30 protein-coding genes are annotated in these 25,510 nt (G+C 64.2%); 9 read left to right on the forward strand and 21 right to left on the reverse strand.

Features of this window, described 5'->3' with window-relative positions:
* Positions 1-550 precede the first annotated feature (550 nt).
* The 20 genes from ASC46_RS17960 to ASC46_RS18040 form a co-directional block, all read right to left on the reverse strand.
* Positions 551-1,888, reverse strand: coding sequence for a site-specific DNA-methyltransferase (locus tag ASC46_RS17960; protein WP_055460680.1), 1,338 nt, complete (start codon positions 1,886-1,888; stop codon positions 551-553).
* A 471-nt stretch (positions 1,889-2,359) separates the two neighbouring features.
* Entirely contained in the window at positions 2,360-2,878 is a 519-nt protein-coding gene (locus ASC46_RS17965; RefSeq protein WP_055460681.1) for a GNAT family N-acetyltransferase, read from the reverse strand.
* Positions 2,875-3,150: a type II toxin-antitoxin system TacA family antitoxin gene (locus ASC46_RS17970; RefSeq protein WP_055456509.1), complete on the reverse strand. Its 276-nt coding sequence runs from the start codon at positions 3,148-3,150 to the stop codon at positions 2,875-2,877. The genes ASC46_RS17965 and ASC46_RS17970 overlap by 4 nt, the downstream gene beginning before the upstream one ends.
* A gap of 54 nt (positions 3,151-3,204) precedes the next feature.
* On the reverse strand, positions 3,205-3,657 hold the full coding sequence (locus tag ASC46_RS17975) for a DUF6362 family protein (protein WP_055460682.1): 453 nt from the start codon (positions 3,655-3,657) through the stop codon (positions 3,205-3,207).
* Positions 3,654-4,187, reverse strand: a complete 534-nt coding sequence (locus ASC46_RS17980) for a crossover junction endodeoxyribonuclease RuvC (protein ID WP_055460683.1) — start codon at positions 4,185-4,187, stop codon at positions 3,654-3,656. Before ASC46_RS17980 ends, ASC46_RS17975 begins: the two co-directional genes overlap by 4 nt.
* Positions 4,188-4,621: 434 nt before the next feature.
* Positions 4,622-6,910 carry an AAA family ATPase gene (locus ASC46_RS17985; protein WP_055460684.1) on the reverse strand — a complete coding sequence of 763 codons (2,289 nt, stop codon included), beginning with the start codon at positions 6,908-6,910 and terminating at the stop codon, positions 4,622-4,624.
* Positions 6,907-7,674, reverse strand: coding sequence for a hypothetical protein (locus tag ASC46_RS17990; protein ID WP_055460685.1), 768 nt, complete (start codon positions 7,672-7,674; stop codon positions 6,907-6,909). Before ASC46_RS17990 ends, ASC46_RS17985 begins: the two co-directional genes overlap by 4 nt.
* On the reverse strand, positions 7,674-7,880 hold the full coding sequence (locus tag ASC46_RS17995; RefSeq protein ID WP_045449869.1) for a DUF6511 domain-containing protein: 207 nt from the start codon (positions 7,878-7,880) through the stop codon (positions 7,674-7,676). The genes ASC46_RS17990 and ASC46_RS17995 overlap by 1 nt, the downstream gene beginning before the upstream one ends.
* Positions 7,873-8,136: a hypothetical protein gene (locus ASC46_RS21365; protein WP_141659715.1), complete on the reverse strand. Its 264-nt coding sequence runs from the start codon at positions 8,134-8,136 to the stop codon at positions 7,873-7,875. Before ASC46_RS21365 ends, ASC46_RS17995 begins: the two co-directional genes overlap by 8 nt.
* Positions 8,133-9,836: a DEAD/DEAH box helicase gene (locus ASC46_RS18000; RefSeq protein WP_055460686.1), complete on the reverse strand. Its 1,704-nt coding sequence runs from the start codon at positions 9,834-9,836 to the stop codon at positions 8,133-8,135. The genes ASC46_RS21365 and ASC46_RS18000 overlap by 4 nt, the downstream gene beginning before the upstream one ends.
* A 7-nt stretch (positions 9,837-9,843) precedes the next feature.
* Complete coding sequence (locus ASC46_RS18005) at positions 9,844-10,443, reverse strand: hypothetical protein (RefSeq protein WP_055460687.1); 600 nt, start codon at positions 10,441-10,443, stop codon at positions 9,844-9,846.
* Between the two features lie 17 nt (positions 10,444-10,460).
* A complete protein-coding gene (locus ASC46_RS18010; protein ID WP_055460688.1) occupies positions 10,461-11,348 on the reverse strand; it encodes an ATP-binding protein in 888 nt (295 codons plus the stop codon).
* A complete protein-coding gene (locus tag ASC46_RS18015; protein ID WP_055460689.1) occupies positions 11,348-11,644 on the reverse strand; it encodes a hypothetical protein in 297 nt (98 codons plus the stop codon). Before ASC46_RS18015 ends, ASC46_RS18010 begins: the two co-directional genes overlap by 1 nt.
* Positions 11,641-12,129, reverse strand: coding sequence for a hypothetical protein (locus ASC46_RS18020; protein WP_055460690.1), 489 nt, complete (start codon positions 12,127-12,129; stop codon positions 11,641-11,643). The genes ASC46_RS18015 and ASC46_RS18020 overlap by 4 nt, the downstream gene beginning before the upstream one ends.
* Positions 12,130-12,139: 10 nt before the next feature.
* Complete coding sequence (locus ASC46_RS18025) at positions 12,140-12,349, reverse strand: helix-turn-helix transcriptional regulator (RefSeq protein ID WP_050474479.1); 210 nt, start codon at positions 12,347-12,349, stop codon at positions 12,140-12,142.
* Between the two features lie 101 nt (positions 12,350-12,450).
* A complete protein-coding gene (locus ASC46_RS21370; protein ID WP_141659716.1) occupies positions 12,451-12,777 on the reverse strand; it encodes a hypothetical protein in 327 nt (108 codons plus the stop codon).
* A 30-nt stretch (positions 12,778-12,807) separates the two neighbouring features.
* Positions 12,808-13,395, reverse strand: coding sequence for a hypothetical protein (locus ASC46_RS18030; RefSeq protein ID WP_055460691.1), 588 nt, complete (start codon positions 13,393-13,395; stop codon positions 12,808-12,810).
* Positions 13,379-13,921, reverse strand: coding sequence for a hypothetical protein (locus ASC46_RS21625; protein ID WP_210166015.1), 543 nt, complete (start codon positions 13,919-13,921; stop codon positions 13,379-13,381). The genes ASC46_RS18030 and ASC46_RS21625 overlap by 17 nt, the downstream gene beginning before the upstream one ends.
* 306 nt (positions 13,922-14,227) lie before the next feature.
* A complete protein-coding gene (locus ASC46_RS21630; RefSeq protein WP_210166016.1) occupies positions 14,228-14,566 on the reverse strand; it encodes a hypothetical protein in 339 nt (112 codons plus the stop codon).
* Positions 14,567-14,578: 12 nt separating this feature from the next.
* Positions 14,579-14,818, reverse strand: coding sequence for a DUF2188 domain-containing protein (locus tag ASC46_RS18040; protein WP_055460692.1), 240 nt, complete (start codon positions 14,816-14,818; stop codon positions 14,579-14,581).
* A gap of 206 nt (positions 14,819-15,024) precedes the next feature.
* On the opposite strand from ASC46_RS18040, the gene ASC46_RS18045 reads away from it, so the two are divergent.
* The 5 genes from ASC46_RS18045 to ASC46_RS18065 all read left to right on the forward strand — a co-directional run bounded on the left by ASC46_RS18045 (position 15,025) and on the right by ASC46_RS18065 (position 19,416).
* Positions 15,025-16,257 (forward strand): helix-turn-helix domain-containing protein, encoded by a 1,233-nt coding sequence (locus ASC46_RS18045; protein ID WP_055460723.1) that lies wholly within the window; start codon positions 15,025-15,027, stop codon positions 16,255-16,257.
* A gap of 15 nt (positions 16,258-16,272) precedes the next feature.
* A complete protein-coding gene (locus ASC46_RS18050; RefSeq protein WP_055460693.1) occupies positions 16,273-16,791 on the forward strand; it encodes a PIN domain-containing protein in 519 nt (172 codons plus the stop codon).
* Between the two features lie 476 nt (positions 16,792-17,267).
* Positions 17,268-17,705: a DUF2924 domain-containing protein gene (locus tag ASC46_RS18055; RefSeq protein ID WP_245280615.1), complete on the forward strand. Its 438-nt coding sequence runs from the start codon at positions 17,268-17,270 to the stop codon at positions 17,703-17,705.
* Positions 17,702-19,036, forward strand: coding sequence for a recombinase family protein (locus ASC46_RS18060; protein ID WP_055460695.1), 1,335 nt, complete (start codon positions 17,702-17,704; stop codon positions 19,034-19,036). Before ASC46_RS18055 ends, ASC46_RS18060 begins: the two co-directional genes overlap by 4 nt.
* A complete protein-coding gene (locus ASC46_RS18065) occupies positions 19,033-19,416 on the forward strand; it encodes a hypothetical protein (protein WP_055460696.1) in 384 nt (127 codons plus the stop codon). The genes ASC46_RS18060 and ASC46_RS18065 overlap by 4 nt, the downstream gene beginning before the upstream one ends.
* 19 nt (positions 19,417-19,435) lie before the next feature.
* Here ASC46_RS18065 and ASC46_RS18070 read toward each other — a convergent pair whose 3' ends face one another.
* Positions 19,436-20,272, reverse strand: a complete 837-nt coding sequence (locus ASC46_RS18070) for a protein NO VEIN domain-containing protein (RefSeq protein ID WP_055460697.1) — start codon at positions 20,270-20,272, stop codon at positions 19,436-19,438.
* Positions 20,273-20,898: 626 nt separating this feature from the next.
* On the opposite strand from ASC46_RS18070, the gene ASC46_RS18075 reads away from it, so the two are divergent.
* The 4 genes from ASC46_RS18075 (at position 20,899) to ASC46_RS18090 (ending at position 25,477) form a co-directional block, all read left to right on the forward strand.
* The gene (locus ASC46_RS18075; RefSeq protein ID WP_245280616.1) at positions 20,899-21,099 is read left to right on the forward strand and encodes a helix-turn-helix transcriptional regulator; all 201 of its coding nucleotides are present in this window, start codon (positions 20,899-20,901) and stop codon (positions 21,097-21,099) included.
* A gap of 235 nt (positions 21,100-21,334) precedes the next feature.
* Positions 21,335-21,535 (forward strand): helix-turn-helix domain-containing protein, encoded by a 201-nt coding sequence (locus ASC46_RS18080; RefSeq protein ID WP_223181232.1) that lies wholly within the window; start codon positions 21,335-21,337, stop codon positions 21,533-21,535.
* Between the two features lie 10 nt (positions 21,536-21,545).
* Positions 21,546-23,678: a type I restriction-modification system subunit M gene (locus ASC46_RS18085; RefSeq protein WP_082464899.1), complete on the forward strand. Its 2,133-nt coding sequence runs from the start codon at positions 21,546-21,548 to the stop codon at positions 23,676-23,678.
* 2 nt (positions 23,679-23,680) lie between these two features.
* The gene (locus ASC46_RS18090) at positions 23,681-25,477 is read left to right on the forward strand and encodes a GmrSD restriction endonuclease domain-containing protein (protein WP_055460699.1); all 1,797 of its coding nucleotides are present in this window, start codon (positions 23,681-23,683) and stop codon (positions 25,475-25,477) included.
* Positions 25,478-25,510 lie beyond the last annotated feature (33 nt).

Consider the following 25,510-nt stretch of genomic DNA (forward strand, 5'->3'; position numbering starts at 1 on the left):
GTCGCGCCTGTCGCCACCTCGACTGCGAAAACTGTCGGTCTGCGGCGTCGGAAGTCGGCGCGCCCCACAAGCGTGAGCGGCTCTTCATCCTCGCCATCCGCGAGGGAGACGAACTGGCCGACCCCGCGCGCCTGCTCTGGAACCCGGTCGAGTGGCGGCAACCGGACCGAATTGCTGCAGCTCTGGCCGACGCCCCGCGCCAACGCCAACGAGAACCGGCAGACGAAGCCGACGCCATCGCAGGAAGCGGGTCAGCACGGGATGAACCTCGCAACGACGGCGGCGATGTGGCCGACGCCGCAGACCGACAGTTTTCGCAGTCGAGGTGGCGACAGGCGCCGGATCCAGGGCCGCGTCTTCCATCCGCGCCACGAGGACGGCTGCGGCGTAGGTTTCTCGTTCGACATGGCCCACAGCACGATATCCGGGGATGGCGACGGCGAGCCCGAGATCGAGCCCGCCAGCGCCGGAGCAAAGCGAGAGGCCGAACAGGCATGCGTCTGCGGTTCCGGAAGTGCATCCGGAGGAAGGTAGAGCCAGGTCATGCATGTCACGCGGCTATTTCGGGTTCGGTTTCAGACGCGGCCGGGGCATCCCCAAGCCGCTCGGTCCTCACCTGCGCGAATGTCCGACCGTCGCCGTCGAGGATCGCTTCGCGACCCGTTTCGGCCTGCCAGCGCTCCACGGCCACATCGACATAGGCCGGGCTGATCTCCATCGCAAAGACGCGCCGACCATTGGCTTCGCCCGCCATGATCTGCGAGCCGGAGCCCGAGAAGGGCTCGTAGCAGAGCCCGCCGCGCGCCACGTGCTGGCGCATCGGGATCCCGAAGGCGTCGAGCGGCTTCGGCGTCGGATGGTCGGGCCGCTCGTCCCTCGCGAAGCTCGGCATCTCCCAGGTCGAGGGCAATGTCTCGTCCGCCACCTTCGGCGGTCGGTTGGGGCGCCGCCAGCCCATGAAGCACGGCTCGTGCTTCCAGAGGTAATGCGAGCGGGTCAGGACGCCCCGGTCCTTCACCCAGATGATCTGCTGGTGAACGAAGGCGCCGGCCTTCTCCCAGCAGGCCTCCAGCATCGCCTGGCGACGCGAGGCGTGCCAGCAGTACCAGGCGGCATCCTCGGTGATCGCCTCGGCGATGGCAGCGGCGATGAAGCCGTCGTAGAGGTCCGCGCCCTGCGAGCTGTCGTCCCAGGTCACGCCGTAGGACTGGCTCCAGTCCTTGTTGCGCGTCGGGTGGTTGGAGCCGTCATAATCGACGAGATACGGCGGGTCGGTCGCGAACAGCACTGCGCGCTCGCCGTTCATCAGGCGGCGGACATCGGCATGGGAGGTCGCGTCACCGCAGAGCAGACGATGCTCACCGAGGATCCACAGATCGCCGGTCCGCGAGGCCGGGTTGCGCGGCGGTTCGGGGATGGTCACCGGGGGCACGCTGGCACCGCCGCCTTCCTGGCCATCGCCCTCCTGCACATAAGCTAGCAGCTTGTCGAGCTCGCCGTCGGAAAACCCGACCAGCGACAGGTCGAAGTCCTCGGCCAGCAACTCGTTCAACTCGGCCGAGAGCAGCGCCTCGTCCCAGCTTCCCAGTTCCGTCAGCTTGTTGTCCGCGATGCGGTAGGCCCGGCGCTGCGCCTCGGTCAGATGACCGAGCACGATCACAGGCGCCTCCGTCAACCCCAGCTGCGTCGCGGCAAGCACGCGCCCATGGCCTGCGATCAGCTCCCCGTCCTCGGCCACGAGGCAGGGCACGGTCCAGCCGAACTCGGCCATGCTGGCGGCGATCTTCGCGACCTGGTCTGCCCCGTGCACCTTCGCGTTCTTCGCGTAGGGCTGGAGCCTGGCCAGCGGCCACATCTCGATCCGCTCGGGAGCGAAGCTCAGCGTCATGGGCAAGGCGTTTCCGTCGTGCGGGTGGATTGCCGGCTGGCTTCCGGACTCCGGATGCCGCGCTGGACTCCACGCGGGATCCAGCGGCGTCCGGCCACCAGGCCCGAAAGCCAGCATTCATTGGGGTCTGCGCGGGGTTCCGGCGGCTCCGACTTCCGGGTGGCTTCCCAAAAATCCGGCCCTGCCGCTGGCGATGCGCCGCGCTTCGCCCGCCAGCATACGATTTCCGCCAGGAAGGACCCGTGAACTCGTATGCTCAGGCGATGTTGGCGTGAACGGGCATCGATCCGTAACGAAAGGATCAGTGCGGATCCTTTACTTGGATCGGTTCCAGTGAAAGGATCCGTGCGCTCGTGATCGCGACGCGCGCGCCCCTCCCGAGAATAGCCAGAATCTACCCAAGAACTGGGGTTTTCGTCTCTTCGAAAAGTGTCCGGCGGACACTTTCCGCTTCGCTTCGCGAGCTTGCGATCATTCGCCGAGGAGCGCTCGCAGATCTTTCATCAGCAGGAAGAGATGATAGGGGTCGGTCGGACTCGGCTCGAAGTCGAACTGCTCGTACCAGGCGCGCGCTTCATCGTCCTTGGCATGAACGAGAAGCGCTCGGATACCTGCAATTTCGGCAGCTTGAGCCGTGCGCAGCAGTGCATCCTTGAGCAATGCTTTGCCCAGCCCCTTTCCCTGCTCGGCTCGGTCGATGGCAAGCCGCGCGAGGAGCATTACCGGGATCGGATGACGGGCAAGCCCTTTGCCGACACGACCGGGAGCGTCGGCATGTTCAACGGCGCCGACCGCAAGGCTGTAATAGCCCGCGACACGCTGCTCCCTGCGGCACACGACATAGGTCTGAGCGCTGCCCGCTTTCTGGTTGACCAGAGCGTGGCGTTGCAGGAATCGATCCAGAGTTTCCTTGCCGCAATCAAACGCGTCGACCTCGTGGGAGGCATCGAGCTTTTGGACGGCAGAGAACGATTGGTTCTCCGCCGTCACTCAAGCACGCTCTTCTCGGCGAGCAGTCTGGCGAGGCGTGGCTTGCTCTGGACGGGGCGGTCGAGAGCATCCTGGAAGGCTTGCCACTGGGCGTCATCCAGCCGGAACATGCGCCGATCGACGAGCGCTTCCTCGGCGGCATGAATGCCCGCCTCGAGCAGGAACTCCGTCACGTTCTTGTGCGAAAACGTGGCTGCACGTTGCAGCAGCGCCTTCATGGTCGGCGTGGTGCGCACCTCGATACGTTCGGACTTGGCTTCGGCTACGGGCATGGCTGATCTCCTGTCCCAATTTCTGTATCATACGGACAACGTACGGACAAGAAGTTAATTGGGGTGACTGGTCGGGTCCTCGCAAGCCCCTTTGACCATTTCAATCACGTAGCGGCGCGACCGGAGACGGGGGACTTTGCGCTGGTTAAGCCGCCATGCGATCACGCAGAGCGCATAGAGCCAGTGCTCGTGCGCCGCCGAGCGCTGCAATCCGACGGTCCAGCAGATGGTTTTCCAGCGCTCGCCGTAGGCGCGCAGCCAGACGATCTTGCCGTCGATCGGATCGAGCCCCACCGTCCAGCTGAGCGTCTCCTCCATCCGGCTGATCGCGGCGGGTGACGGGATGACGCGCATCGGCTTTGGCTCCTGTCCGACCTTGTCGGCGAAGCTATGGATGACCTCCGGCCAGACGCTGAAATATCCCTGCCGCCGGGGTTCGGGCAGGCGCTTGAGCACGAAGGCCGCTTCCGCGAGACGTTCCTCGACGAGGCTCGGCGTCCACCTCACAGCACACCTCCCCGGGTCTCCATCGCCCAAAGCAGGATCGCGATCGCGTCGGCCTCGTTGTCGTCGGCGGGTTGGAACCCGCGCTGGCGCATCGCGGCGAGCACGGCATCCTTGCCAGCGTTGCCCTTGCCCGTGGCGAAGCGTTTGATGGTGCCGACAGGAACGCCCTGATAGGCGACGCCCTCACGCTCGCACCAGGCGGTCAACGTCGCCAGGAAACCGCCGTAGAGGTGGGCGGCGTCAGTGCCGATATGGCGCCGGACCTCCTCGAAATAGATCGCGGCCAACCCACCGCTGTCGTCGGCCAGTTGTTCGAGCCAGTGCTGGAAGCGCAGGTAGCGCATGCCGCCGCCGTCGTAGCGGCATGAGCGGAAGCTGGCGGTTCCGCTGTGCACGATCCCGCCCGCCAGGCTCGCCCAGCCCGTGGTGGTGCCGAGATCCAGGGCGAGAATGGCGCTGCCCGCGGATGTCGAGATGACCGGGGCCGGATGGGGCGCGCTCTTGGGGAGGGGTGACGGGCACTGGCTCATGGTGGTGGGTCCTTCTCGTCTGATGTCGGTGAGGGGATGGACGACACGGCGACCGCGCGCGCGAAGCCCCTGGGGGTGGGAGTGGGAGAACCCGCTCGGCGCGGTTCTCCCCCACCCCCGAAGGGGGTGGCTTTCACCCCCACAACTTCGAGAGCGCATCAACACCTTGAATCGTTTGGAGAAATCGAAGTTGGGACAGCCCATGGCGCGGGTCGCGTTCCCAACTTGAATCTGCGAAAGGCCGCGCAACGGAGCGCGCGGGAGCCAAGGTAGTTGGGACGAGCTTTCCCAACTTGAATGTGCGCGGGACGGCTGGGCGAAGCGCGGCGGCGCGAAAAGCAACGAAAGTAGTTGGGAAGCTGGCCGCCCAGCTCGCCGCAACTTGCCACAACTTGATCCTGCGTAAGCCCGCGTAATCGGGATGAGCTGGCGCATCACGAGGTCTCCTCCGTCTGATAGACCCAGACCAGAGGGTTCTCGACCGGCAGCGCCGCGCCGCTCTGCGGGCACTTGTAGGTGCTGGGAAGGACCGGGATCCGGACGGGCACGACCTCGCCGGTGTCGGGGTCTGCCGTCTCTTCTCCGGTCGGGAACGTCATGCCCTCGACGCAGAGATAGCCGAACTTCGAGCGCGAGGTTGGCAGACCGAACGGCGCGCCATCGCGAACGAACTTGATGAAACCCTTCGTGGCCAGCACGCTGATCCGTTCGCGGATCGTGTCCTTGCCGCCGAGCCCGGCCTGGTTCTCGAAGCTCTCGGCGAATTGCAGCGCGGTATAGAGCCGGCCGGCCTTGGCCTGATCGAACAGAAGCTGCAGGATGACGTCGTGCTTGCGGATGCGCTCGGCGTCGAGCTTCTCGCCGAACTCGCGACGCACGATCCGCTGGCCGGAACGATCGATTTCGACCCAACGCCCATCGGCCTTGTCGATGACCATCGGCTCGATGCCCGGGCCGTTGCGCAGCTCGAAATGCAGCATCCGCTCGGGCCGGTCTTCATCGGGCCGGTGCATGATGATGCCGGAGGTGTAGAAGCTGCGGAGCGATCCCGCGCCCGAGAGCGCCATGAACGGATCCTCGACCAACTGCTTCTTGGGTGTCTTGCGGGTGTGATGGCAGAGGATCAGGCCGGCATCCGGGGCTACGGCGTCCCGTAGGGCCTCGACCCGCTCCTGCAGGAAGAAGAGCATCGCGGTGTTGTCGTTCTCCCCGCCGCCGTCCGGACCCCCATCGAAGAGATTGCGGATCGGGTCGATGCAGAGGATATCGGGCGCGCCATGGCCGTAGTGGGCGCGAACCGCGGCGATGGTCAGGCCCACGCCGCCGGCGTCGAGCAGCATGCGGACCTTCGGCGTAGCGACGAGATTATCGCGCGCCGCAGCCAGGAGCGCCGGCTCGATCCGGATGGCCTGGAGGCGCTCCCGGAGGTAATGGTACTGGATCTCCGCCTGCAGATAGAAGATCCGCAAGGGCCGGCTCGGCGCAAAGCCGAGGAAGGGCACGCCCGCCGCCATGTGGACAAGCAGACTGATCAGGAAGTCGCTCTTGCCGACCTTGGGCGCGCCGCCGAGCACCAGCATCCCGCCGGGCGTCAGCAATCGCGGCGCGATGATGTCGTCGGGCATCGGGCTCACGTCGTCGAGCAGCGCGCCGAGCGTGAATACCGGCAGCGCGGACATCGGCGGCACGGCGATCCGTTCGAGAGCCGGTCCGTGGCGCTCTTCATGCAGCCGCCAGAGGCGCTGTGCTTCCGAGGCGAGACGTTCGAGCGGCCAGCTGGGACGGAGCTGGGCGGCGTTGTACTGGCAGATCGCCTCCCAAGCGTCGTCGCGGCTCATGCGGCCCTCATGCGCCATGCGGACGTAGTGGCCGATGGCGGCGCTCGCCCCCTGGAAGCGGGTCCAATCGTCTGATCCGCCTTCGCGGACGGGCGTCGTCAGGACATCGGTGATCGACGGCTTGTCCGTAGAGGGGCCTGGCTCGGATCCGACCCCGGCAAGCGGCGGCATGTCGGCGACGACATCCGCGAAGTCGCGCAGATGGACCTCGACCCGCGGGCTATGGCGGCGGATGTTGACCAGCCGCTTGAACCCACCCTTGTGATAGACCGAACCAGCCAGGCGGATCGGCTGGTGAGCCGATCGGAAATGCGTGTCGCCGCCCACCTTGACCGCGATGTCGCCGCGCAGCCGACAGAGAAGCGCGATATCCTCGCCCTCGGCCGGTTCGCTCAAGCGCCACCAGACATGCAGCTTGTCGAGACCGTCCGGCGTCCGGCCGCCGCTTTCGACGAGCAGTGTCGGCTCGCCGAGATGCCGGAGGAGGTGGTCGAGCTTGGCCACAATATCGCCGGCGTCGAGGTCGACCAGAACCGTCTGCATCTGCTGGACATCGGCGGCCTTGGCCTTGCCGGTCTCGGCGACCGTTCCCGGCACCACATAGAAGGCCGCGCCCTCGCGCGCTGCCCAACCGGCGAAGGAAACCGCCTTCTCCAGCAAACTGTCGTCGATCTCGATCCAGGCGTTGTGGGGTCGGCCGTCTATGCCCTGGCCCTTGTCCACGAACCCGCGCAGGGGCACCCAGCCCTCGCAGTAACCGAAGACGACGTCGAGAAAGATGGCGATCTGCTCGGGATCCGGCTCGATGTCGAACGGATCGGCCTGCGGCGTAGCGTCGTTGAAGTCGCGCCAGGGGTTGAAGTGGACGATGTTGTCGTCGCTCATGCTGGCAGGCTCCAGCAGCGTTCCGCCCACGGGCACATCCGGCACGCGTGGAAGTCACGGGTCGTGGCGATGCGCGGCAGCAGATCCCCTGCATCCGTCGCCTGAAGGATCCGCACGGCGCGGTCGCTCATACGCTGTGCGAGCCCTGCGTCGAACGGCACGAGTTCGTGGTGCAGTTCGGCGGTGTCCTTGTTGATGGCGGTGAAGAGCGCGGGATTGTCGGAGATGCCGGGGACCTGCGCCTCCATGTAGGCCTGGTAGAGGGCGATCTGGGACGCGTAGACAGGCTTCGCGACAACCACGCCCTTGGCCACGGTCTCGCGCCAGTTCCTGGCGTTCATCGTCTTGCATTCCCAGAGCGCGGGAACGCCGATGCCCAGCAGCTGGGGTGCAGCGGCGATGATCCCATCGACATGACCGCGGATGCGGCCACCAGCGACCGAGAAACCGAATTGCTCGCCGTCCGGACGGTTGCCCTTGCGGGTATAGAGATCGAACCCGGCACCGCGCAGCCAGCGGATGGCAAGATCTTCGAGCGCGTGTCCGATCTCGAAGATCCGCAGAGTCTGCCCAGAGAACTCCAGGCCCTCATCCTTCGGCGCACCCGCGAACTCGAATTGCAGAGCGCGCTCACAGCCGTGTCCAAGGCGGGAGCCGCCGAGATAGGCCCTCGGCGCAACCGCCGCGCGTTCAGCAGCGATCGCCTCGTCGATCACCGCATTGATGCGTTCGGCGCAGGTGGGGCGGTGGTTATAGTCGAGCATCAGAACGGCACCTCCGCGTCGGCGTCGGCTGCCATGGCGTGCATGGCGTCCTGGAAGCCGCCGACGGCGACCTCGATGAGCGTGAGCACCTGCGCCTCCGTGAGGTCGGAGAAGCGCGCCTGCCAGCCGATTTCCTCCATGATCTCGGCGACCGGCTTCATGGCGGCGCGGATCGCCGCCTTCTCCTGTTCGGTGAGATCAACCATGGCCCAGCGCTCCCGCGCCAAGCGCGTCCAGAAGCCGTGGCAGGCCATCGAGCAGAACCAGACCGAGGGGCGCGGTTGCCCCGGGCGCGTACGCGCCCAGTTCGATGATTTTGGCGGCGAAGCCGCCGGGCGCACCGGGTCGAACCAGCCAAAGCCACGGGTGGGTCGCCGGCAGACAGCACAGAGCGTTCCACGCGGATGCCAGAGCCGCCGCCGGTCCTCGGCCGTGGTGGGGGAAACAGATGCCATGGCTCATGCCGCCCTCCCTATGGCTGCTTCGGGCGCGGCATCGGCCGCGCCGAAGACGAGGGAGCGGATAGCGTCGCGGTTGAAGCGAAAGGCCAGCAGCGCCGATGCCTGATAGCGGGTGAGCCCGAAATCCTGCCGGTACTCCGGCGGCAGGAAGGCAAGCTGCCGGTCGGTGGGCGGCTGGTTCAACCAGCTGCGCGTCTTGTGGGCGCTCTCGTCGCTCTCATGCTCGTTGAGCCAATCGTCGGCCGCCGCGAGGCAAACGGTGCGTTCGCCCACGGCCAACAGATGAGGCCGCTGCTTCTGCAGACCGCCGATGCCGTACCACCGGCCGTTCAGGAAGAAGACACCGCCCCAGGCATTGAAGCCGTTGGCGATGAGCGCGGCATCGTCGCCGAAGAGATCGCACCAACGGAAACTCGACCGCTTCAGGAGGTCGATCTCGGACATCACGAAGTCGCCGAGCGGCGCTGCTTCGCCGCCTTCGGGACGCTCCCAGACATGACCGCACAGCGGGCATTCGATGGTGGCGAGCGGCACGATGGCGCCGCAGTCCGGGCAATCCTTAGTGGGCGCTTCGCCGGAGGGCTCGCGACCGTTTAGGTCGACGTCCTGCTCCAGCGAACCGTGCAGCAGGGTCGAGGTGCCGAAATCCAGCACGATGCAGTCGGTCTTGATGACGCCGGGATGCTCCTCGGGCGAGACCGTGCGCAGGCCCCGGCCGACCATCTGAATCATGGTCGACTTGTAGGAGCTCGGCCGCAGCAGCACGACGCAGCCCGTCGGCGGATGATCCCAGCCCTCGGTCAGTACCGCGACATTGACGACGACCCGCAGCTCTCCGGCGGCGTAGGCGTCGAGGGTCGTCTTGCGGTCGGTATCGGCCATGTCGCCGTGGATCAGCCCAGCGGCGACACCGGCCGCGTTGAAAGCGGCGGTCACGTTGCGCGCGTGGTCCACGGTCGAGCAGAACACCACCGTCTGGCGCTCGCCCGCCTTTTCCCGCCAGTGGCGGATGACGGAGTGCGTGACCGGCGAACGGTTCATGATCGCGTCGACCTCGGCCATGTCGAAATCGTCTGCCGTGCGGCGCACCTTGGTGAGCTGGTCCTGGACGCCGACATCGATCACGAAGGTTCGCGGCGGCACGAGATGGCCGGACGCGATCAGCTCCCCGATCCGGATCTGATCGGCGACGTTGGAGAACACCGGGCGCAGACCGCGCTTGTCGCCCCGATTGGGCGTCGCCGTGACGCCGTAGACCCGGCACTCGGGATTGCGCTGCAGCGCGGCGTCGATGATGCGGCGATAGCTGTCGGCGGCCGCGTGGTGCGCCTCGTCGATGACCAGGAGGTCGAGCGCGGGCAGCTGGTCGAGATTGCCCGTACGCGCCAGCGTCGGCACCATCGCGAAGGTGACCTGTCCAGCCCACGACTTCTCCTTCGCATCGACGACCGAGGTCGTGATCTTCGGGTTCACCCGCCCGAACTTGCTGCGGTTCTGAGCGGTCAGCTCGTCGCGGTGGGCGAGCACGCAGGCCTTGGCGCCCGTGCTCTTCGGGGTTTCGCCGACCATGCGACCGACGACGCCTGAGAGCATGATCGTCTTGCCGGCTCCGGTCGGGGCGACGCCGAGGGTGTTTCCGTGTTCGTGGAGCGCGCGGACGCTGCGCTCGACGAACTGCTTCTGGCGGGGACGCAGCAGCATGGCCGCCTCACTGCGCCCAGGACGGGCGCGTGCCCGCCGCCGGTGCTGAAGATTGGGACATGGAGGGCTGGGAAGGCTGAGCCTGCGGCTGCGCTGCCACACCGGGCACGCCACCCATGAGAGCGGCATACTCCTTGTGATCCGGCGTCACGGCCGCGCGGATCTCGTTTTTCTCCTCGCCGTTGGTGTCGGTGCCAATGTCGATCCGCGCCACGAACTCGAGCCCGTCGAGATCGGCAAAGCCGCTGATGCGACGGGCGGCCTGGGCCTGAGCGGACGTGTCCTTGTCCGAAATGCCGCGCGCAGAGTTGAGCATGCCGCGGATCAGGCTGCGGCCCATGTTCGCCCAGTCCGGCCCCTTGGGGCTGTAGAGCCCGATCAGGGTGAAGATCTTGCGCCGGGCGTAGGGCCCTTCGAGAACCGTGAACTCGCCCGAGAGATAGACCGAGCCGGTGGTTCCCCGCGTGGCGTATCCGCCGGTCCAGCCCTGCGCCGGATCGTCGAATCCGCCCGGGCGGATCGTCAGGCGCACCTTGGCCAGCGTGCCCTTGGGGATGATGCTGCTGTTCTGCTTGGCGTCGTTGAAGTCGTTCCAGGATCCAGACATGACTGGGGTCTCCTCGTTCAGGCGTCTTCGGAATGGGTGGGGGCGTCGGAGGTCGGCGCCGTCGCGGCCGGGGGCGGGCTGCGATAGGCCAGCCGCTCGAAGGCGGGCTTCACGGGCCCGCGGATCTTGGCCATCAGGCGGCCGAGATGAGGCTCCTCGATCAGGTCGAGACGGCCGGATCGATCCTTCGCCGGGAAGTTCCAGGGGTTGATCGTCTGGCAGACGAAGGCACGGTACGGCGCGCCGGACTCGTCCTTGATCTCCGCCATCGTCAGGACTTCATCGACGATGCCCGGCAGCTCGAGGCCGGTCTTCGAGCCGTCGATCTGCGGCTGGAAGATGCGCCGATTGAAGTCGTCGAGCTTCTCGTCGAGGATCCCGACGAACCAGACGTTCTTCGCCCGCGTGTGCTGGAGATGCGTGAGCCACGCGATCATCTCGCGGCCGTGCAGACCGTAGGCGCCGCGGACATCGGGCCTGCCGGTCTTCTCCGAGAATGCCTCGGGCTGCCCCTTGCACCATTGGAAGCAGAGCCGCCCGGCGACGGTGATCGAGTCGATGAAGACCGTGTGGTAGCAGTCGAGCGAAGCCGGATCGCCGAAGCGCTCGCACACCGCCGCGAAGTGGGCCTCGCTGTAGACCTGGTCGTCCCGCAGCGCCGGATTGGGGCCGCCGATGAAGACCGCGAAATCACGGCACTCGGTCCATGTGCGCGGCCGGACGCTGTCGCCGGACCATCCCTCGATGGCGAGGTCGCCCGCCTCCAGGTCGATGAACAATGTAGTGGCGGGGTCGAGCGTCCAGAGAAGGCTGGTCTTGCCGATCCCGGACTTGCCGAAGATCGTGCCCTTGACGCCGCGCGGCTCGGCGAGACGCTGGTCGGCGGAAATGATCGGGAGGGCCATCACTTGCCTCCCTTCGCCGCGATCAGGGCGTCGATCGCGACGTCCGCTCCCAGCGCGCCGGCCTTGCGGGCCTCGTCGTGGAGGGTGCGCACCGCGTCGATCTCGCGGTAGAGCGCCGATGCCCGCTCGTTCAGCCCGATGAGGGCGAAGGCCAGGTCGTCGATCGAGGCCGCCCCGACCGGCTTGACGGTCTCGTCGCGACGCTCGCCAAGGGCCGGCACCCGGATGGTCTCGGGCAGCTTGTCCAGCCCGTAATGGTGCTCGCGGAGCACCGCGAGCTTCTTCGTGATGCTCATGACGTCACCTCGGTGTTCAGGGAAAGACGGAAGCTGGGCTTGCCGGTGCGGACGGTGCGCGCGTCCTCGAAGGCGGAGCGGATGTGGCTCGGCCAGGCCGCGAACTTGCGCTCGGGCACCTTGATCGCGACATCGACGTATTCGGTAGGGTCGTCGCCCTCGGCCCGGATGCGTTCGACGAGGGCGGCGAGCTTGTCCTGGTCCCAGTCGACGCGCTTCGGCAGATCGGCGATAACGGTGACCGCGCCGTCATCGAAGCGGACCGTGCCGGTGTCCTTGCCGGCAGCCTGGCGCGCTGCGTGGGCACGATCGCCGTACTTGAGCGCGACGGCCCCATCGAGCCAGTCGCAGACGGTCTTGGCGCGACGCAGAGCATCCGCGGCCTCGTCCTGCAAGAGGACGAGCTGCTCGGCGGGCAGAGCGGCGATGTCGCCGACGGCCATGCGCCGGAGCTCATCAAGGGAGATGCGGTTGGAGATCATCATCACCACCCCCTCACGCCGCAGGCTTGCTGGGGTGGTCGGCAGTGCTCGCCCGGATCTGCTCGCGCTCGTACTCCTCGACGTCTTCGAGGCGGTACACGACGCGACCGCCGAGCTTGACGAAGCGCGGGCCTTCGCCCGTCCAGCGCCAGCGCTCAAGCGTGCGGTGGCTGATGTTCCAGCGCGCAGCCAGGTCGATCTGGTTGAGGTGTTTCGTAGCCATTTGTGTCTCCTTCGGTTTTGGTCGAAAACCTGCGGAGACGATGGCTGGCCGGGAGGGAGAAAACCGACCCGGTCAGAGAGAGAAGAACAGAGAGAATTTCGTCAGAGCGCGAAGCCCCAGAGACCGTTCTCGGACTTCAGATAAGGTTCGAGGTCTGCCCATCGCTGCGCGCCAAATGCTTGACGCAGCGTCTTCGCGCTGGAATGGGCATGATCAAGGAGTTCCCGAGCGCTGAAGCGTCGGCCGTCCTGGTGTCCCTCAACCAGCTTGCGAATGATGGCGATATGGATGTCCGACTTGAGATCAATCGTGACGTTGCCATGGATGGTGAGTCGCTGCCCGCTCGGTGAGAGGGACAGGGGCGTATGAGGGCTGACAGCGGGTGTGCCATCGAGAGGTGCCGATAGGATTTCAGGGCTGACCGCCATTCCGTCATCGAAATCGATGGCATCGCCGATTTACACGACGAGGTGCCCCGGCAGCCCCGGTTCATGGAGCCGACCACTGGGCGTGCTGGTCAAGAGAATGCGGACATGGGGTGTTGGTCGCCTTCGGGCCGCATCAGCCACATCTGCCCAAATCCTCCGGTCCGAAAGGCGGCGCGCGAACCAGATCGGGACCCGCTGCGGGCGACGGCCGATGCGCGCGTCGCCAAGCTCCCACAAAGCTCGTGGAACGAGCGCTCTGGCACCGCCACGGGACGCAATGTCCAGCCCGACCAGCAAGCGGGCGAAAAGGACCGGGAAGTCCACCCCGTAGACTCCCATCCGCTCTTTCGGGACATCGACCCAGCCAGCAGACGGGCTGAAGTATCCGTAGCCGTTCCGTTCCGAGGACCAGGACAGGGAAACCGGCTCGTCTTCGAAATCAGCCAGTGAGGCGGCCGCCGCGTTATGGCCATCGGGACGCAGCACATTCGCCGCCAGCAATTTCTCCGCGCTGTTGGCGTGATAGTCGGAGAGCACGGCGCCGGCGACTTTGGCATCCGCGCTCTCCACGATTGAGAGGAGCAGATCAACCGCCCTCCGATCAATCGACAACGACACCGCCGTCTCCGGAAAGGATGCCCCAGCGCCGGAGATACTTTTCGCCGATCAGCTGCTCCTCTTCGGTCTGGTCCTTGAGATTGCAGCCATGCGGCATCGTGATCGTCAACGGCAGCGTCCGACCGCGCTTGGCATCGCCCTTGGGATGGAACTTGATGGAGAGTTTGGCCTGCGTCGCCACCCAACCGCCGGCCAGCGGATCATTGGCGCCGAACCGCTCCGCCGACATGCTCCAGATGGTGCGGTCGGCCTTCCGGAGACATTCCAGCGTGACGCGCTCGCCGACATTGTCGATGGGCATCAGGCGCAGCTGCTTGACCTCGACGGACTCGATCCCGTCCTCCGGATCGGTCGGAAAGTCGAAAGGATGAACCAGAACCGCGAGGTCGTAGGTGCGGAAGGGCACCTTTTCGCTCTGGAACTCGATCCCCAGCAGGTCGCGCGCCATGAAGCGAACCATCTCCTCGCGGCTCTCGCGGTCGTTGGCGACGACCTCGATGACCCCGGTCGCCGGCTCGTAGGTCATGGCCGCTTCAAACACGGGACGGCGAGCGCGGCGGACGAGCGTCCCCGCGTCATCGAACGCCAGGAAATCGTCGAGAAGGCCTTCGCGGTAAATCGCGATCTGGACAAGCTCGCAATCCTCGCCGTCGAAGGTCGGTCGGTAGCGCCCGAAAATATCGATGTGGATGTTGTTGGAAGCGAACCGTTCGCGCAGCGCCGCCTTGAAGGCATTGATGGATGCCTCGTCCCGCCGCAGATCGAGGTTAGGCTCGCCGATGAACCCGTCCCAGCTCCGACCACGGCGCCGCTCATCGGTGTAACGGACCTCCTAGGCATGGCGGAACCGAACCGGTTCGTTCAGGAACATCCAGAGCGCACGCGCATGGCCATTTGCCAGATCATCGAGCACCGTGCGGTCGTCGATCACGCTGTAGAGTGCGGTCTGCCCCGCATCATCGGCCAGGGCGCTCACCCGCTCGGCGTCATTGACGATGCGGGCGCGGGCTTCGTCGTCCAATTCGTCGACGGCCCGCAAAGTGACGCGGGCGACTTCCGGCTCGGGCGCCTCCCAATCGACCTCGGTCGGAAGCTCGATGCCGGTGTGGTGGAAATAGGCCTGCAGCGACGAGGCAGGCATGTTGCGGATGAAACTCGTCACTGAGGCCATGATCGGTTCTCCTTAGCCCTTGATGTTGCGGGGGTCGTTCCCGTGGGAATCGGACTGGCCGATCCGGCCGTCCTGGTTGTGGATCTTGAACTCCGTCCCTGCGTTGCGGCTGATCTCCCGCCCACGGTCGATCGCCTCCCGCTTCGTGTCGAAGTGTCCGCTGGCGCGCTCGGCGCCGCCGCGGCGGACGTCCCATCCTCCACTGGGATTGGGGACCACGTGATGGGTGCCCGATCCTTTGCCCTTGGCCATGAGTGTCTTCTCCGTTTCATGGATCGATGCGCGACCATCGCAGCCGCGACTCCCAGCTTGCCATCATATGTCCGAAAATATGTCCGAAAATCGGACGATCAAGGAAAAAATTGACGCGAAGAGTTCGATGCGCTATTATCCACCGGTCGACGGCCGTCTGGCCGCCGACAGCTTTTGATTCACGTGCCAGGTGACGGATGGGCAAGATGAGCGACGCGGTACAGCTTGGGCTTCGACTGCGGGCAACGCGCGAGCGCCGCGGCCTGAGCCAGCAGGCCGTGGCGGATGCTCTCGGACTTCCGCGAACGGCCGTTACCAACATGGAATCGGGGAACCGGGCGGTATCGACGCTGGAGCTCACGAAGCTTGCAGCGCTCTACGGCCAGTCCACGGCGTTCTTTCTATCCCCGAACGAGGAAGCGGAGGACCTGTCGATAGTCCTCCATCGGGCGCTGCCGGAGATGGCCGGGTCGCCCGAGATCGACCAGGAGGTACGCCACATCCTCGACCTCTATCGGGAAGGCGCCGGACTCCGGGGCCTACTTGGTCAGGCGATCGAGCTCACCGTGCCCAACTATGCCGCCCGACTGTCCTCGGTTGGCGACGCGATACGGCAAGGCGAGGCCGTTGCGAAGGAGGAGCGGCGGCGTCTCGGTCTCGGCATCGCTCCGATTGTCAACATGGCAGAGACGATCAGCGAGCAAGGGATCTGGACGGCCGCAACCGATCTGCCGGACGGCCTTTCCGGACTGTTCGTGAACCATCCGTCGATCGGCCTTGCGATCCTCGTAAACGTTCAGCATTGGCCCGTTCGACGGCGCTTTTCCTATGCTCACGAGTATGCCCACGCGCTCTTCGATCGCGAGGAGACGGTCACGACCACGCGGCGCGAGAATGCCACGGAGCTGGTCGAGAAGCGCGCGAATGCCTTTGCTGCCGCGTTTCTCATGCCGGCTGAAGGCATGCTCGACGAGCTGCGCCAACTGGACAAGGGGCAGCCGAGCCGGCTGGCTCAGATCATCTTCGACGTGGCTGGAAACAAGGGCATCGAGGCTGAAATCCGCCCCCGTCCCGGATCGCAGGCGATCACCTATCAGGACGTGGCGTCGCTCGCGCGCCATTTTGGTGTGAGCTATGAGGCCGCCGTCTGGCGCCTGAAGAGCCTCAACCATATCAGCGCGGCCGAGACTGCAACGCTCATCGATCAGAAGGAGATGGGCAAACGATACATTCGGCTGTTCGGGTTCTTCGACCTGCTCGACGAAGGAGAGGCTCCCCCGCCACCGGAGCAGGAACTGCGCAGCCAATTGATGCGGCTCGCCATCGAGGCATACCGTCAGGATGAGATTTCGCGCGGTCGTCTCCTTGAGCTCGCCAGAAAACTCGACGTCGACGGTGCCGAGCTCCTTGAGCTCGCGGATGCGACGCGGACGGACTGATGGCGAGAACAGCACATGGGATCGGCGATCGTTGTTGCGGACACATCCGTCATCATCAACTTCCTGCGGATCGACCGCATGGATCTGATCGGTTCGCATCCCAGCCCGTTCATCGTGACGGACCATGTGGCGGACGAGATCGCCGACTCCTACCCTGAGCAGCAGGCGCGCTTTCACGCGGCTCTTGGGAGCGGCCACATCACGCAACACCGTATCGATGATCCCGCCGAGATGGAGATTTTTTTACGTCTCTCCATCCGAGGACGACTGGGTGCAGGCGAGCGTTCTGCCATCGCCGTGGCGCTCAACAGGGGGTGCGCGCTGGCGATCGATGATGCACGTGCGATTCGACGGGCGATCGACGAGGCAGGCATCGCCGGCAGTCCGTTGACGATTCTCCGGACACAAGACGTGATCGTCCAACTGATAAGGGCCAAGTTGTTGGAGATCGGGGCAGCTGACGCGCTCAAGGAAGACTGGCATCTCAATCACAGATTCACGATCCGGATCGGGTCGTTTGCCGAGCTGCTGTAGCGTATTCTCATGACCGTTCAATTGGCGGCACCCGTGTTATCACTGACCCTCCACTGGCGTGGGTGAATTGCGCCATTCTTCTAATGATTGCGGAGTATTTCGATAAGTAACGGATATTTATTGATTATCTGAATTTCACCACTACCGTTTCGCCAGCCATCTTCTGTTGCGAACGGTCTCATGCAAGACGCCCGATCCGGTCCGAACCCTCTGCTGCCCGCCCGTCTGTCGACGGGCGAACGCCTCGATGAACTCGCGTGCATTCTTGCCGCGGGGCTGAGGCGTATCCTGCCAGAACAGTCCAGTTCTTTATCTGCACCTGGCGAAGACAGTTCATTCGACATTCTCGCCCTCAAACGCCGTGTTGGTCGTCGCAAACCGAGCAACCGAGTTGGAGGGCAATGATGCCAGGAACAAAGAGAAAGACTGACGCTGCGCCATGGCAACCGGGCAACCGCGATGCGGCGGAAGCGAGCGTGGTCACGCAGCTTGCAGCGCTGAAGCGAATGACGGTGGTCGAGCTGAAGGCGAAGTGGGAAAGCCTCTTCGGCACCCCCGCTCCGAACAACAGCCGCAGTTACCTCGAGCTGAGGCTCGGCTACCGGGTCCAGGAACTGACCCTCGGCGGCCTGTCCCGCGAGACGCGGCGGACGCTGGACCTGCTGGCCGACGAAATCGAGGGCCGGGTTGGGCGCAAGACGATCATCGCGGATTCCCGCAACCCGGTGGTCGGCACCCGCCTCGTGCGCGAATGGAACGGGATGGAGCACACCGTCACGGTGATGAAGGACGGCTTCGACTGGCAGGGGCGCAAGTTCAAGTCGCTGTCGGCGGTGGCGCGGGCGATCACCGGCACGCAGTGGAACGGCTACCGCTTCTTCGGCCTCCGCGAGGCGCGGAGGGACGACCGATGAACCGTCAGGAAGCCGTCGCTATCATGCCGCGCCGCCAGCGCTGCGCCATCTATACCCGAAAGTCGAGCGAGGAAGGGCTCGACATGGAGTTCAACAGCCTCGACGCCCAGCGCGAGGCTTGCGAGGCCTTCGTGACGAGCCAGAAGGCGGAAGGCTGGGCCACCATTCGCGAACGCTACGACGATGGCGGCTTCTCCGGTGGCACGCTGGAACGGCCCAGCCTGAAGCGTCTCATTCAGGACGTCGAAGCCGGTCTGATCGATGTGATCGTGGTCTACAAGATCGACCGGCTGTCGCGCTCGCTGATGGACTTCGCCAAACTGGTCGAGATCTTCGACCGCAATCAGGTGACCTTCGTGTCGGTCACGCAGTCGTTCAACACCACGACCTCGATGGGCCGCCTGACCCTGAACATCCTCCTCAGCTTCGCACAGTTCGAGCGGGAGGTGATCGGCGAGCGCATCCGCGACAAGGTCGCGGCATCCCGCAGGCGCGGCATGTGGATGGGCGGTCACGTCCCGCTGGGCTACGACGTGCGCGACCGCAAGCTGGTCGTCAACGAAGCGGAAGCCGCGACGGTCCGGATGATCTTCGAGCGCTTCGTCGCCATCGGCTCCGCCACGACGCTGGCCAAAGCGCTCGCGGCCGAGGGCGTTCTGAACAAGCGCGGCAAGCCGATCGACAAGGGCTTCCTCTACAAACTGATCAACAACCGGGTCTACCTCGGAGAAGCCGTGCACAAGGGGACTTCCTATCCCGGCGAGCACGAGGCCATCATCGATCAGGCCCTCTGGGACAAGGTTCACAGCATCCTGCAGGAGAGCCCGCGCCTGCGGGCGAAGAACACCCGCCGCCAGACGCCGGCCCTGCTGAAGGGGATCATCTTCACCGAGACGGGCACGGCGATGACGCCGACGGCGACGAAGAAGGGCACGCGCCTCTACCGCTACTATGCGTCGATGGACCTGATCCGAAACCGCCCGACCGGAGACGCCTCAGGGCCGCTGCGCTTGCCCGCCGGCATGGTCGAGGATGCCGTCGTCGGCGAAATCCGCCGCATGATCCGCGCACCCGAAGTCGCGGCGCGGACCATAAAGGCCCTTCGCGACGAGAACTCGACCGTCGAAGAGAAGGCGGTCGTCCAGGCGCTCGGCGAGTTCGACCAGCTCTGGGCGGCGCTCTATCCGGCGGAGCAAACCCGCATCGTCCAGCTTCTGGTCGAGCGGGTGACCGTCGGCGAAGACGGCATTGCCGTCGATCTGCGCCACGACGGGCTGGGCTCGGTCCTGTATGACATGATGGCCCCCCGCCAGACGGAGGCCCGCGCATGACCGACACGACGAAAACCATCCGCGTCGTCATCCCCCTGACGATCCGCAAACGCAATGGGCGGCCGAAGATCCTCCCGCCCGACGAGGTGACAGTCCGGGACGGCCGGTCGCAAGACCCTCATGTGCTGCGCGCCATCGCCCGCGCTTGGAACTGGCGGCGGCAGCTGGAATCCGGTGCCGCTTCCACCATTCAGGATATCGCCGCGGCCGAGAAGGTCTCCGACCGGTTCGTGAGCCGCATGATGCGGCTCGCCTATCTGTCGCCGGAGGTGCTCGAACACCTCGTCATCAGGCGCGTACCACCGGCGCTTTCGCTGAACGACCTCGTCACAGTTGCCGATCGGCCGTGGGCGGAGCAGATGGACATGGTTTTTGACTGAGCGCGCCGGCGCCCTGCCATCAATGGAAGCCTGCCACGAATGCTGTGGCCGTGAGTGTGACGTGGGCATTGAGCGGCGGATACAGTTCGAAGGCCCTCGGCTCACGCGAGAAGTTCCAAAGCCGGAACAAGCGCCATTCGGATCGGCGCTCGTCTGCCACCGCAAGCTCATTGCGGGTGATGTGGAAGGGCGTCCGTTCCCACCCGTTCGTCGTCTTCACCTCGATCAAGCGCGCCTGACCATCTGGCGCGAAACTCGCGATGTCATAGCCTGCGCCATCCCCGTCCTCCTCGGAAACCCAACGCACCTTCCGCGCCAAGTCATCACGCCCCGCCGACCGTAGCGATGCCCACTCATGCGCCAGAACGCGCTCCTCGCCGGCGCGGCCGAGGGCGCGGTTGCGCTCGTCCCGGCCTGCCACATCGAACTTCCGAGCGATGTGCAGCATCTGCTCCAGCTCCTGCGGTGGCGGCTGGTTCGACAGCGTCGGGGGTGGGCCGATCCAGATCGGTGCGGATTCTTCAAGACCCGTCGCCGGGCGCGAGTCTGGCAGACGGCCGAGCCACGCGGGGTTTATTGCCAACCACCGTACCACCGCGTCGACGAGCGACATTTGGAAATTGAACGCAGGCTTGTAGCCGGGGATCCAGTCCTCGCCGAGCCCCTTCAGAACCGCGCTGATGTTCTGGTGCTTGAACTCGATCGATCCCTCCGAACGGCCGTTCAGCAACGGCAGGAGCGTGCGGCGATGCTCCGCCTTGCTGTACGGGCGTCCGAAGACGTCGTCGGCCAGCATCGCGAAGTAATCCGCGACGATCAGATCGTTCTCCTCATCGGTCCAAGGCTCGCTCGACATTAGGCCAGGCTACTGACGTCGCGGCCATTTGTCATCGAAAGTCAAAGAACCATCGGGTCCTTGATCCCCAGCATAACGACGGGCTGCGCACGGCTTCCACCGAATATGCCTACCGCGTGTTTCCCCGGCGCCCACGCCAACCGGAAGAACGCCCGCTGAATCCACTGTCGAGCGACCTGCGAAACCCGTTGGAAACGCTGGCCTTCGCGAAGCCCAACCGGGCCGGACGAGGTTCGCTCGGTTAGAGACGGAGGGCCGTTCAGAGACGGAAATTGGACCCGGCGCCGGTCTCCGAGGTTCGGGCGTCTCGGCTAAACGCCTTTGAAACAAAAAGAAAAAGGCCCCCAATGGGAGCCTCATCTCGGGTTTGCACCAAGATAATGGCGGAGGGAGAGGACTCTTCGACAAACTCGCTCGAAGTATGCCCCACATCGCGCCAGCACGCCTTCGTATTCGCAAGTGAATCTTCGCCACCGCAGAAATTCTCTGTTCAAGACAGGGAAGCGCAGTGCCCTGTGTTTGGCGTTCCCGCCAGTATTACCTTGATAGTGTTTTCCGGCCACGCCTTCGTCGTGTCGCATTCCAACTTGCCAGGACGAAAGGACACGAAAATGAAGGCAACATGCATGAACCAACTTGAACTGGCCGTGCGCTGGGGGATCAGCCATCGCACACTTGAGCGGTGGCGTTGGAACGGTGAAGGGCCGAAGTTCCTCAAGGTGGGCGGCCGGGTGGTCTATCGCCTGTCCGACGTCGAGGAATACGAGCAGTCGATTATCCGTTCCAGCACCTCCGACCCGGGTCACACTCAGCAGGCGGAAGCCTAACAATCCGAGGACGAGCAAGGGTCGGCCCCTGTTGGCCGACCCTTTTCCTGGGCCTTCACGTCGCACTGGTCTACCTCTTGCTCCTTCGGCCCATCTTTGGATCGGAAAGACGACGTTCAGCTTGCGAGACGGATTCCTGGGTTACGACTTTACCCCTTGCCAACCTTGGAGTGCCCAGAATGGACTAGTTTGCCCTGCGTTCTCCTGTTATGGTTAGAAAAACAGTGAGGGCTGGATGATGGCGGATACGCCTGACCAGGCCATGACCGTAAGGGACGTGGCAGGTTACCTGAACGTCGACGAGAAGACCGTTTACAGGCTCGCCAAGCGCGGGGATCTGCCGGGCTTTAAGGTCGCCGGTGCATGGCGGTTTAAGCGGTCGGACCTCGATAGCTGGATCGATCAGCAGAAAAAAGCAGCGCAGAACAAGGCGTGAGGGGCGGCACGTGAGCGATTTGAATATCAGCAACTTCATCTGGAATATTGCCGACGATGTCCTTCGAGACGTTTACGTCCGGGGGAAGTACCGAGATGTCATTCTGCCCATGACCGTTATTCGTCGTCTCGATGCTGTGCTGGAGCCGACGAAGGAAGCGGTGCTCTCCATGAAGACCCAGCTCGATAAGGCGGGGGTCGCGAACCAGCATGCCGCTCTGTGCCAAGCATCGGGAGAGGCATTTTACAACACATCTCAGTTCCGCCTGCGCGATTTGACCTCCAGAGCGCGACGGCAGCAGCTTAAGGCCGATTTCGAGGCGTACCTCGACGGATTCTCGCCGAACGTTCAGGAAGTGCTGGATAAGTTCAAGTTCCGCAATCAGATTCCCACGCTCGTCGAAGCAGATGTCCTCGGTTTCCTGCTCGAAAAATTTCTGGACCCCTCAGTTAACCTGAGCCCAAAGCCGGTCCTCCACCAGGACGGGAGCGTCCGGCTTCCCGGCCTCGACAACCATTCTATGGGCACGATCTTCGAGGAGCTCATCCGCCGCTTCAACGAAGAGAACAATGAGGAGGCAGGCGAGCACTTCACGCCGCGCGACGTGGTAGAGCTCATGGCCTACCTCATCTTCATGCCGATCGCCGACCATATCCGGTCGGGCACATACCTCGTGTACGACGGCGCTTGCGGCACGGGCGGCATGCTCACTGTCGCCGAAGAGACACTGATTAAGCTGGCAACCGACCACGGGAAGGAAGTTTCCGTTCACCTCTACGGACAAGAAGTCAACCCGGAAACATTCGCCATCAGCAAGGCCGACCTGATCCTGAAGGGAGAAGGCGTTGAGGCCGAAAACATGAAATTCGGATCTACGTTGTCAGCGGATGCGTTCCCGTCCCGCGAGTTCGACTTCATGCTTTCCAATCCCCCCTACGGCAAGTCTTGGAAGACCGACTTGGAGCGCATGGGGGGGAAAAAAGAACTGCGTGACCCTCGCTTCGTGATCGAGCACGGAGGCGATCCTGAGTTCAGCCTGATCACCCGATCCAGCGATGGCCAGATGGTGTTCCTGGCCAACATGCTCAGCAAGATGAAGAAGGCGTCTCCCCTCGGGAGCCGGATCGCCGAGGTCCATAACGGGTCCTCGCTTTTCACGGGAGATGCGGGTTCCGGTGAAAGCAACGTCCGCCGCTGGATCATCGAAAACGACTGGCTCGAGGCCATCATCGCCCTGCCGCTGAACATCTTTTACAACACTGGCATCGCAACCTACATCTGGGTCTTGAGCAATCGCAAGGCCGAGAACCGCAAGGGCAAGGTGCAGCTCATTGACGCCACCGCTTGGTTCAAGCCGCTCCGTAAAAATCTCGGGAAAAAGAACTGCGAACTCGGCGTTGACGATATCAAGCGCATCTGTGACGCGTTCCTCCTACAGAAGGAAGACGAGACGTCCAAAGTCTTCCCAAACGATGCGTTCGGCTATTGGAAGATCACAGTCGAGCGTCCCTTGCGCTTGAAGACGGAGCTGACGGAAGGAGCCTTACGGCGATTCCGCAAGACGTGCTCCGAAGCGGGAGAAAGCGATCTCGTCCGCGCCATCGAGGCGGTGGCGGAAGCCCGTGGTCCGGGCCCGCATTTGGACTTCAATGCCTTCGTTGCCGAGGTGGAGGACGCCGCCAGCTCGCTTGGCCTCCGTATGACGGCCAAGCGGCAGAAGCTGCTCATGTCGGCGCTCGGCCAGAAAGATGCCGCAGCGGAACCGGTGATCCGCAAAACCTCGAAGCCGAAGGCGGGGTCGGATGCGACGCAGGAAGCGCTGTATGGCAGCTATCACACGACGGTCGGCGGCAAAGCGTCGGTCGTGGAGTATGAGCCTGACACCGAGCTCAGGGATACCGAACAGGTACCGTTCCTCGAAGACGGCGGCATCGAAGCCTTCTTCCGGCGCGAGGTATTGCCGCATGCCCCCGACGCTTGGATCGACGCCTCGAAAACGGTGATTGGTTACGAAATTTCGTTCACGCGGCATTTCTACAAGCCGCAGCCGCTGCGCACACTCGATGAAATCGAGGCCGATATCCGAGCGCTGGAGAAAGAGACGGAGGGCTTGCTCGAAGACGTCCTCATGGGAGGGCACTAAGAATGGCCACCCAGCGCTACTCCGTCACTCCCCATCCGATCGAAACGCTTCTGACTTGGGTGAAGTCCGGTGAGATTGCGATACCCGAGATCCAGCGTCCGTTCGTGTGGGATGCGACGAAGGTCCGGAACCTGCTTGACTCCCTCTATCAGGGCTATCCGGTCGGATACCTCATCGCCTGGCGAAATCCATCCGTCCGGTTGAAGGACGGTACGACATCGTCCGGCAAGCGCATCCTGATCGACGGGCAGCAGCGCGTGACGGCGCTGATGGCGGCGCTGCTCGGACAAGAGGTTCTGACCAAGGACTACGAGACCGTCCGAATCAGGATCGCATTCCATCCGGTTGATGAGCGGTTCGAGGTTTCGAACCCCGCGATCCGCAAGGACGCCGCCTGGATTCCCGATCTCGCGGCGGTCTTTTCGCCGGATGCCAGCCTCACCGAGCTGACAGACGAGTATTCCGAACGTAACCCCAATGCCGACCGCAAGCAGGTCTCGCGCATCCTGGAACGCGTCCGGAAGATCATCAACAACCACGTCGGCATCATCGAGCTGGCCGAAGACCTCGATATCGAAACCGTGACCGAGATCTTCATCCGCGTGAACTCGGCCGGTGCGTCGCTTAGCCAGGCGGACTTCGCCATGTCGAAGATCGCGGCCAACGACACCTACGGCGGCAACATGCTGCGCAAGGCTATCGACTATTTCTGCCATCTGGCCGTCGCGCCCGAGTTCCTCTCGCGCATCGAGAAGGGCGACAAGGCGTTCGCCTCCTCCGAGTTCCTTCCGAAAATGCGGTGGCTGAAGGACGTCAACGACGACCTCTACGACCCTTCCTACACCGACATGCTGCGCGTGGCATTCACGTCCGAGTTCCGGCGCGGCAAGCTGCAGGATCTCGTGGCTTTGCTATCAGGGCGGAACTTCGAGACCAAGCAGTATGAGGAAGCCGTCGCCGAGGAGGCGTTCGCCCGCCTGAAGACCGGCGTTCTCAACTTCATCAACAAGACTCACTTCGATCGTCTGACGATGATCCTGCGCTCGGCCGGGTTCGTCACTTCGAATCTCATCCGCAGCCAGAATGCCATTAACTTCGCCTACATCCTCTACCTGCGCGGCCGGGCGGAGGGCATGCCGGCCGCCGACATCGAGCGGCTGGTGCGGCGCTGGTATGTCATGTCGCTGTTGCGGGGACGTTACTCCGGCAGCCCCGAGACGGCATTCGATTTCGACATCCGACAGATTGAGGCGCGCGGCCTTGCGACCTATTGCGAGGCGGTGATCGATGCGGAGCTTCCCGAGAGCTTCTGGTCCACTCTGCTCCCGCAGGAGATGGATACCTCCTCGGCGTCGAGCCCCTACTTCCTCGTCTACCAGGCCGCGCAGGTGAAGTTGGGAGACCTCGGCTTCCTGTCGCGGGATATCACCGTGCGCGACCTGCTGCTGAACCGCAGCGACGTGCATCACGTCTACCCGCGCAATCACCTTAAAAAACAGGGCATGGCGCGCGGGCGGTATAACCAGATCGCCAATTTCGTGCTTGCGCAAAGCGAGATCAACATCGGCATCGGCGACCGGCCCCCGGAGGTCTATTTCGCCGAGCTGGCAGGCCAATGCAACGGCGGGGCGAAGAAATACGGCGGCATCACGGACATGGCCGAGATGCGGGCCAACCTCCGCATGAGCTGTCTGCCTGAAACCCTGCTCGATGGGGAAATTCCCGATTTCGGTGACTTCCTCGAGGCGCGCCGGAAGCTGATGGCAGCGAAGATCAAGACGTACTTCGAAGGGCTTTGAGATGCAGCGGTGGGGAAACAGCAGTCAGGGGGA

Source organism: Chelatococcus sambhunathii, from assembly GCF_001418005.1.
Taxonomy (GTDB): domain Bacteria; phylum Pseudomonadota; class Alphaproteobacteria; order Rhizobiales; family Beijerinckiaceae; genus Chelatococcus_A; species Chelatococcus_A sambhunathii.

What these genes read in the sequence shown, in the direction of transcription:
- ASC46_RS17960 (WP_055460680.1), bottom strand. Translation starts at nt 1,888, where the DNA reads ATGACGCTGAGCTTCGCTCCCGAGCGGATCGAGATGTGGCCGCTGGCC.
- ASC46_RS17970 (WP_055456509.1), bottom strand. Translation starts at nt 3,150, where the DNA reads ATGCCCGTAGCCGAAGCCAAGTCCGAACGTATCGAGGTGCGCACCACG.
- ASC46_RS17980 (WP_055460683.1), bottom strand. Translation starts at nt 4,187, where the DNA reads ATGAGCCAGTGCCCGTCACCCCTCCCCAAGAGCGCGCCCCATCCGGCC.
- ASC46_RS17985 (WP_055460684.1), bottom strand. Translation starts at nt 6,910, where the DNA reads ATGAGCGACGACAACATCGTCCACTTCAACCCCTGGCGCGACTTCAAC.
- ASC46_RS17990 (WP_055460685.1), bottom strand. Translation starts at nt 7,674, where the DNA reads ATGCTCGACTATAACCACCGCCCCACCTGCGCCGAACGCATCAATGCG.
- ASC46_RS17995 (WP_045449869.1), bottom strand. Translation starts at nt 7,880, where the DNA reads ATGGTTGATCTCACCGAACAGGAGAAGGCGGCGATCCGCGCCGCCATG.
- ASC46_RS21365 (WP_141659715.1), bottom strand. Translation starts at nt 8,136, where the DNA reads ATGAGCCATGGCATCTGTTTCCCCCACCACGGCCGAGGACCGGCGGCG.
- ASC46_RS18000 (WP_055460686.1), bottom strand. Translation starts at nt 9,836, where the DNA reads ATGCTGCTGCGTCCCCGCCAGAAGCAGTTCGTCGAGCGCAGCGTCCGC.
- ASC46_RS18005 (WP_055460687.1), bottom strand. Translation starts at nt 10,443, where the DNA reads ATGTCTGGATCCTGGAACGACTTCAACGACGCCAAGCAGAACAGCAGC.
- ASC46_RS18010 (WP_055460688.1), bottom strand. Translation starts at nt 11,348, where the DNA reads ATGGCCCTCCCGATCATTTCCGCCGACCAGCGTCTCGCCGAGCCGCGC.
- ASC46_RS18015 (WP_055460689.1), bottom strand. Translation starts at nt 11,644, where the DNA reads ATGAGCATCACGAAGAAGCTCGCGGTGCTCCGCGAGCACCATTACGGG.
- ASC46_RS18020 (WP_055460690.1), bottom strand. Translation starts at nt 12,129, where the DNA reads ATGATGATCTCCAACCGCATCTCCCTTGATGAGCTCCGGCGCATGGCC.
- ASC46_RS18025 (WP_050474479.1), bottom strand. Translation starts at nt 12,349, where the DNA reads ATGGCTACGAAACACCTCAACCAGATCGACCTGGCTGCGCGCTGGAAC.
- ASC46_RS21370 (WP_141659716.1), bottom strand. Translation starts at nt 12,777, where the DNA reads ATGGCGGTCAGCCCTGAAATCCTATCGGCACCTCTCGATGGCACACCC.
- ASC46_RS21625 (WP_210166015.1), bottom strand. Translation starts at nt 13,921, where the DNA reads ATGACCTACGAGCCGGCGACCGGGGTCATCGAGGTCGTCGCCAACGAC.
- ASC46_RS21630 (WP_210166016.1), bottom strand. Translation starts at nt 14,566, where the DNA reads ATGGCCTCAGTGACGAGTTTCATCCGCAACATGCCTGCCTCGTCGCTG.
- ASC46_RS18040 (WP_055460692.1), bottom strand. Translation starts at nt 14,818, where the DNA reads ATGGCCAAGGGCAAAGGATCGGGCACCCATCACGTGGTCCCCAATCCC.
- ASC46_RS18045 (WP_055460723.1), top strand. Translation starts at nt 15,025, where the DNA reads ATGAGCGACGCGGTACAGCTTGGGCTTCGACTGCGGGCAACGCGCGAG.
- ASC46_RS18050 (WP_055460693.1), top strand. Translation starts at nt 16,273, where the DNA reads ATGGGATCGGCGATCGTTGTTGCGGACACATCCGTCATCATCAACTTC.
- ASC46_RS18060 (WP_055460695.1), top strand. Translation starts at nt 17,702, where the DNA reads ATGAACCGTCAGGAAGCCGTCGCTATCATGCCGCGCCGCCAGCGCTGC.
- ASC46_RS18065 (WP_055460696.1), top strand. Translation starts at nt 19,033, where the DNA reads ATGACCGACACGACGAAAACCATCCGCGTCGTCATCCCCCTGACGATC.
- ASC46_RS18070 (WP_055460697.1), bottom strand. Translation starts at nt 20,272, where the DNA reads ATGTCGAGCGAGCCTTGGACCGATGAGGAGAACGATCTGATCGTCGCG.
- ASC46_RS18075 (WP_245280616.1), top strand. Translation starts at nt 20,899, where the DNA reads ATGAACCAACTTGAACTGGCCGTGCGCTGGGGGATCAGCCATCGCACA.
- ASC46_RS18080 (WP_223181232.1), top strand. Translation starts at nt 21,335, where the DNA reads ATGATGGCGGATACGCCTGACCAGGCCATGACCGTAAGGGACGTGGCA.
- ASC46_RS18090 (WP_055460699.1), top strand. Translation starts at nt 23,681, where the DNA reads ATGGCCACCCAGCGCTACTCCGTCACTCCCCATCCGATCGAAACGCTT.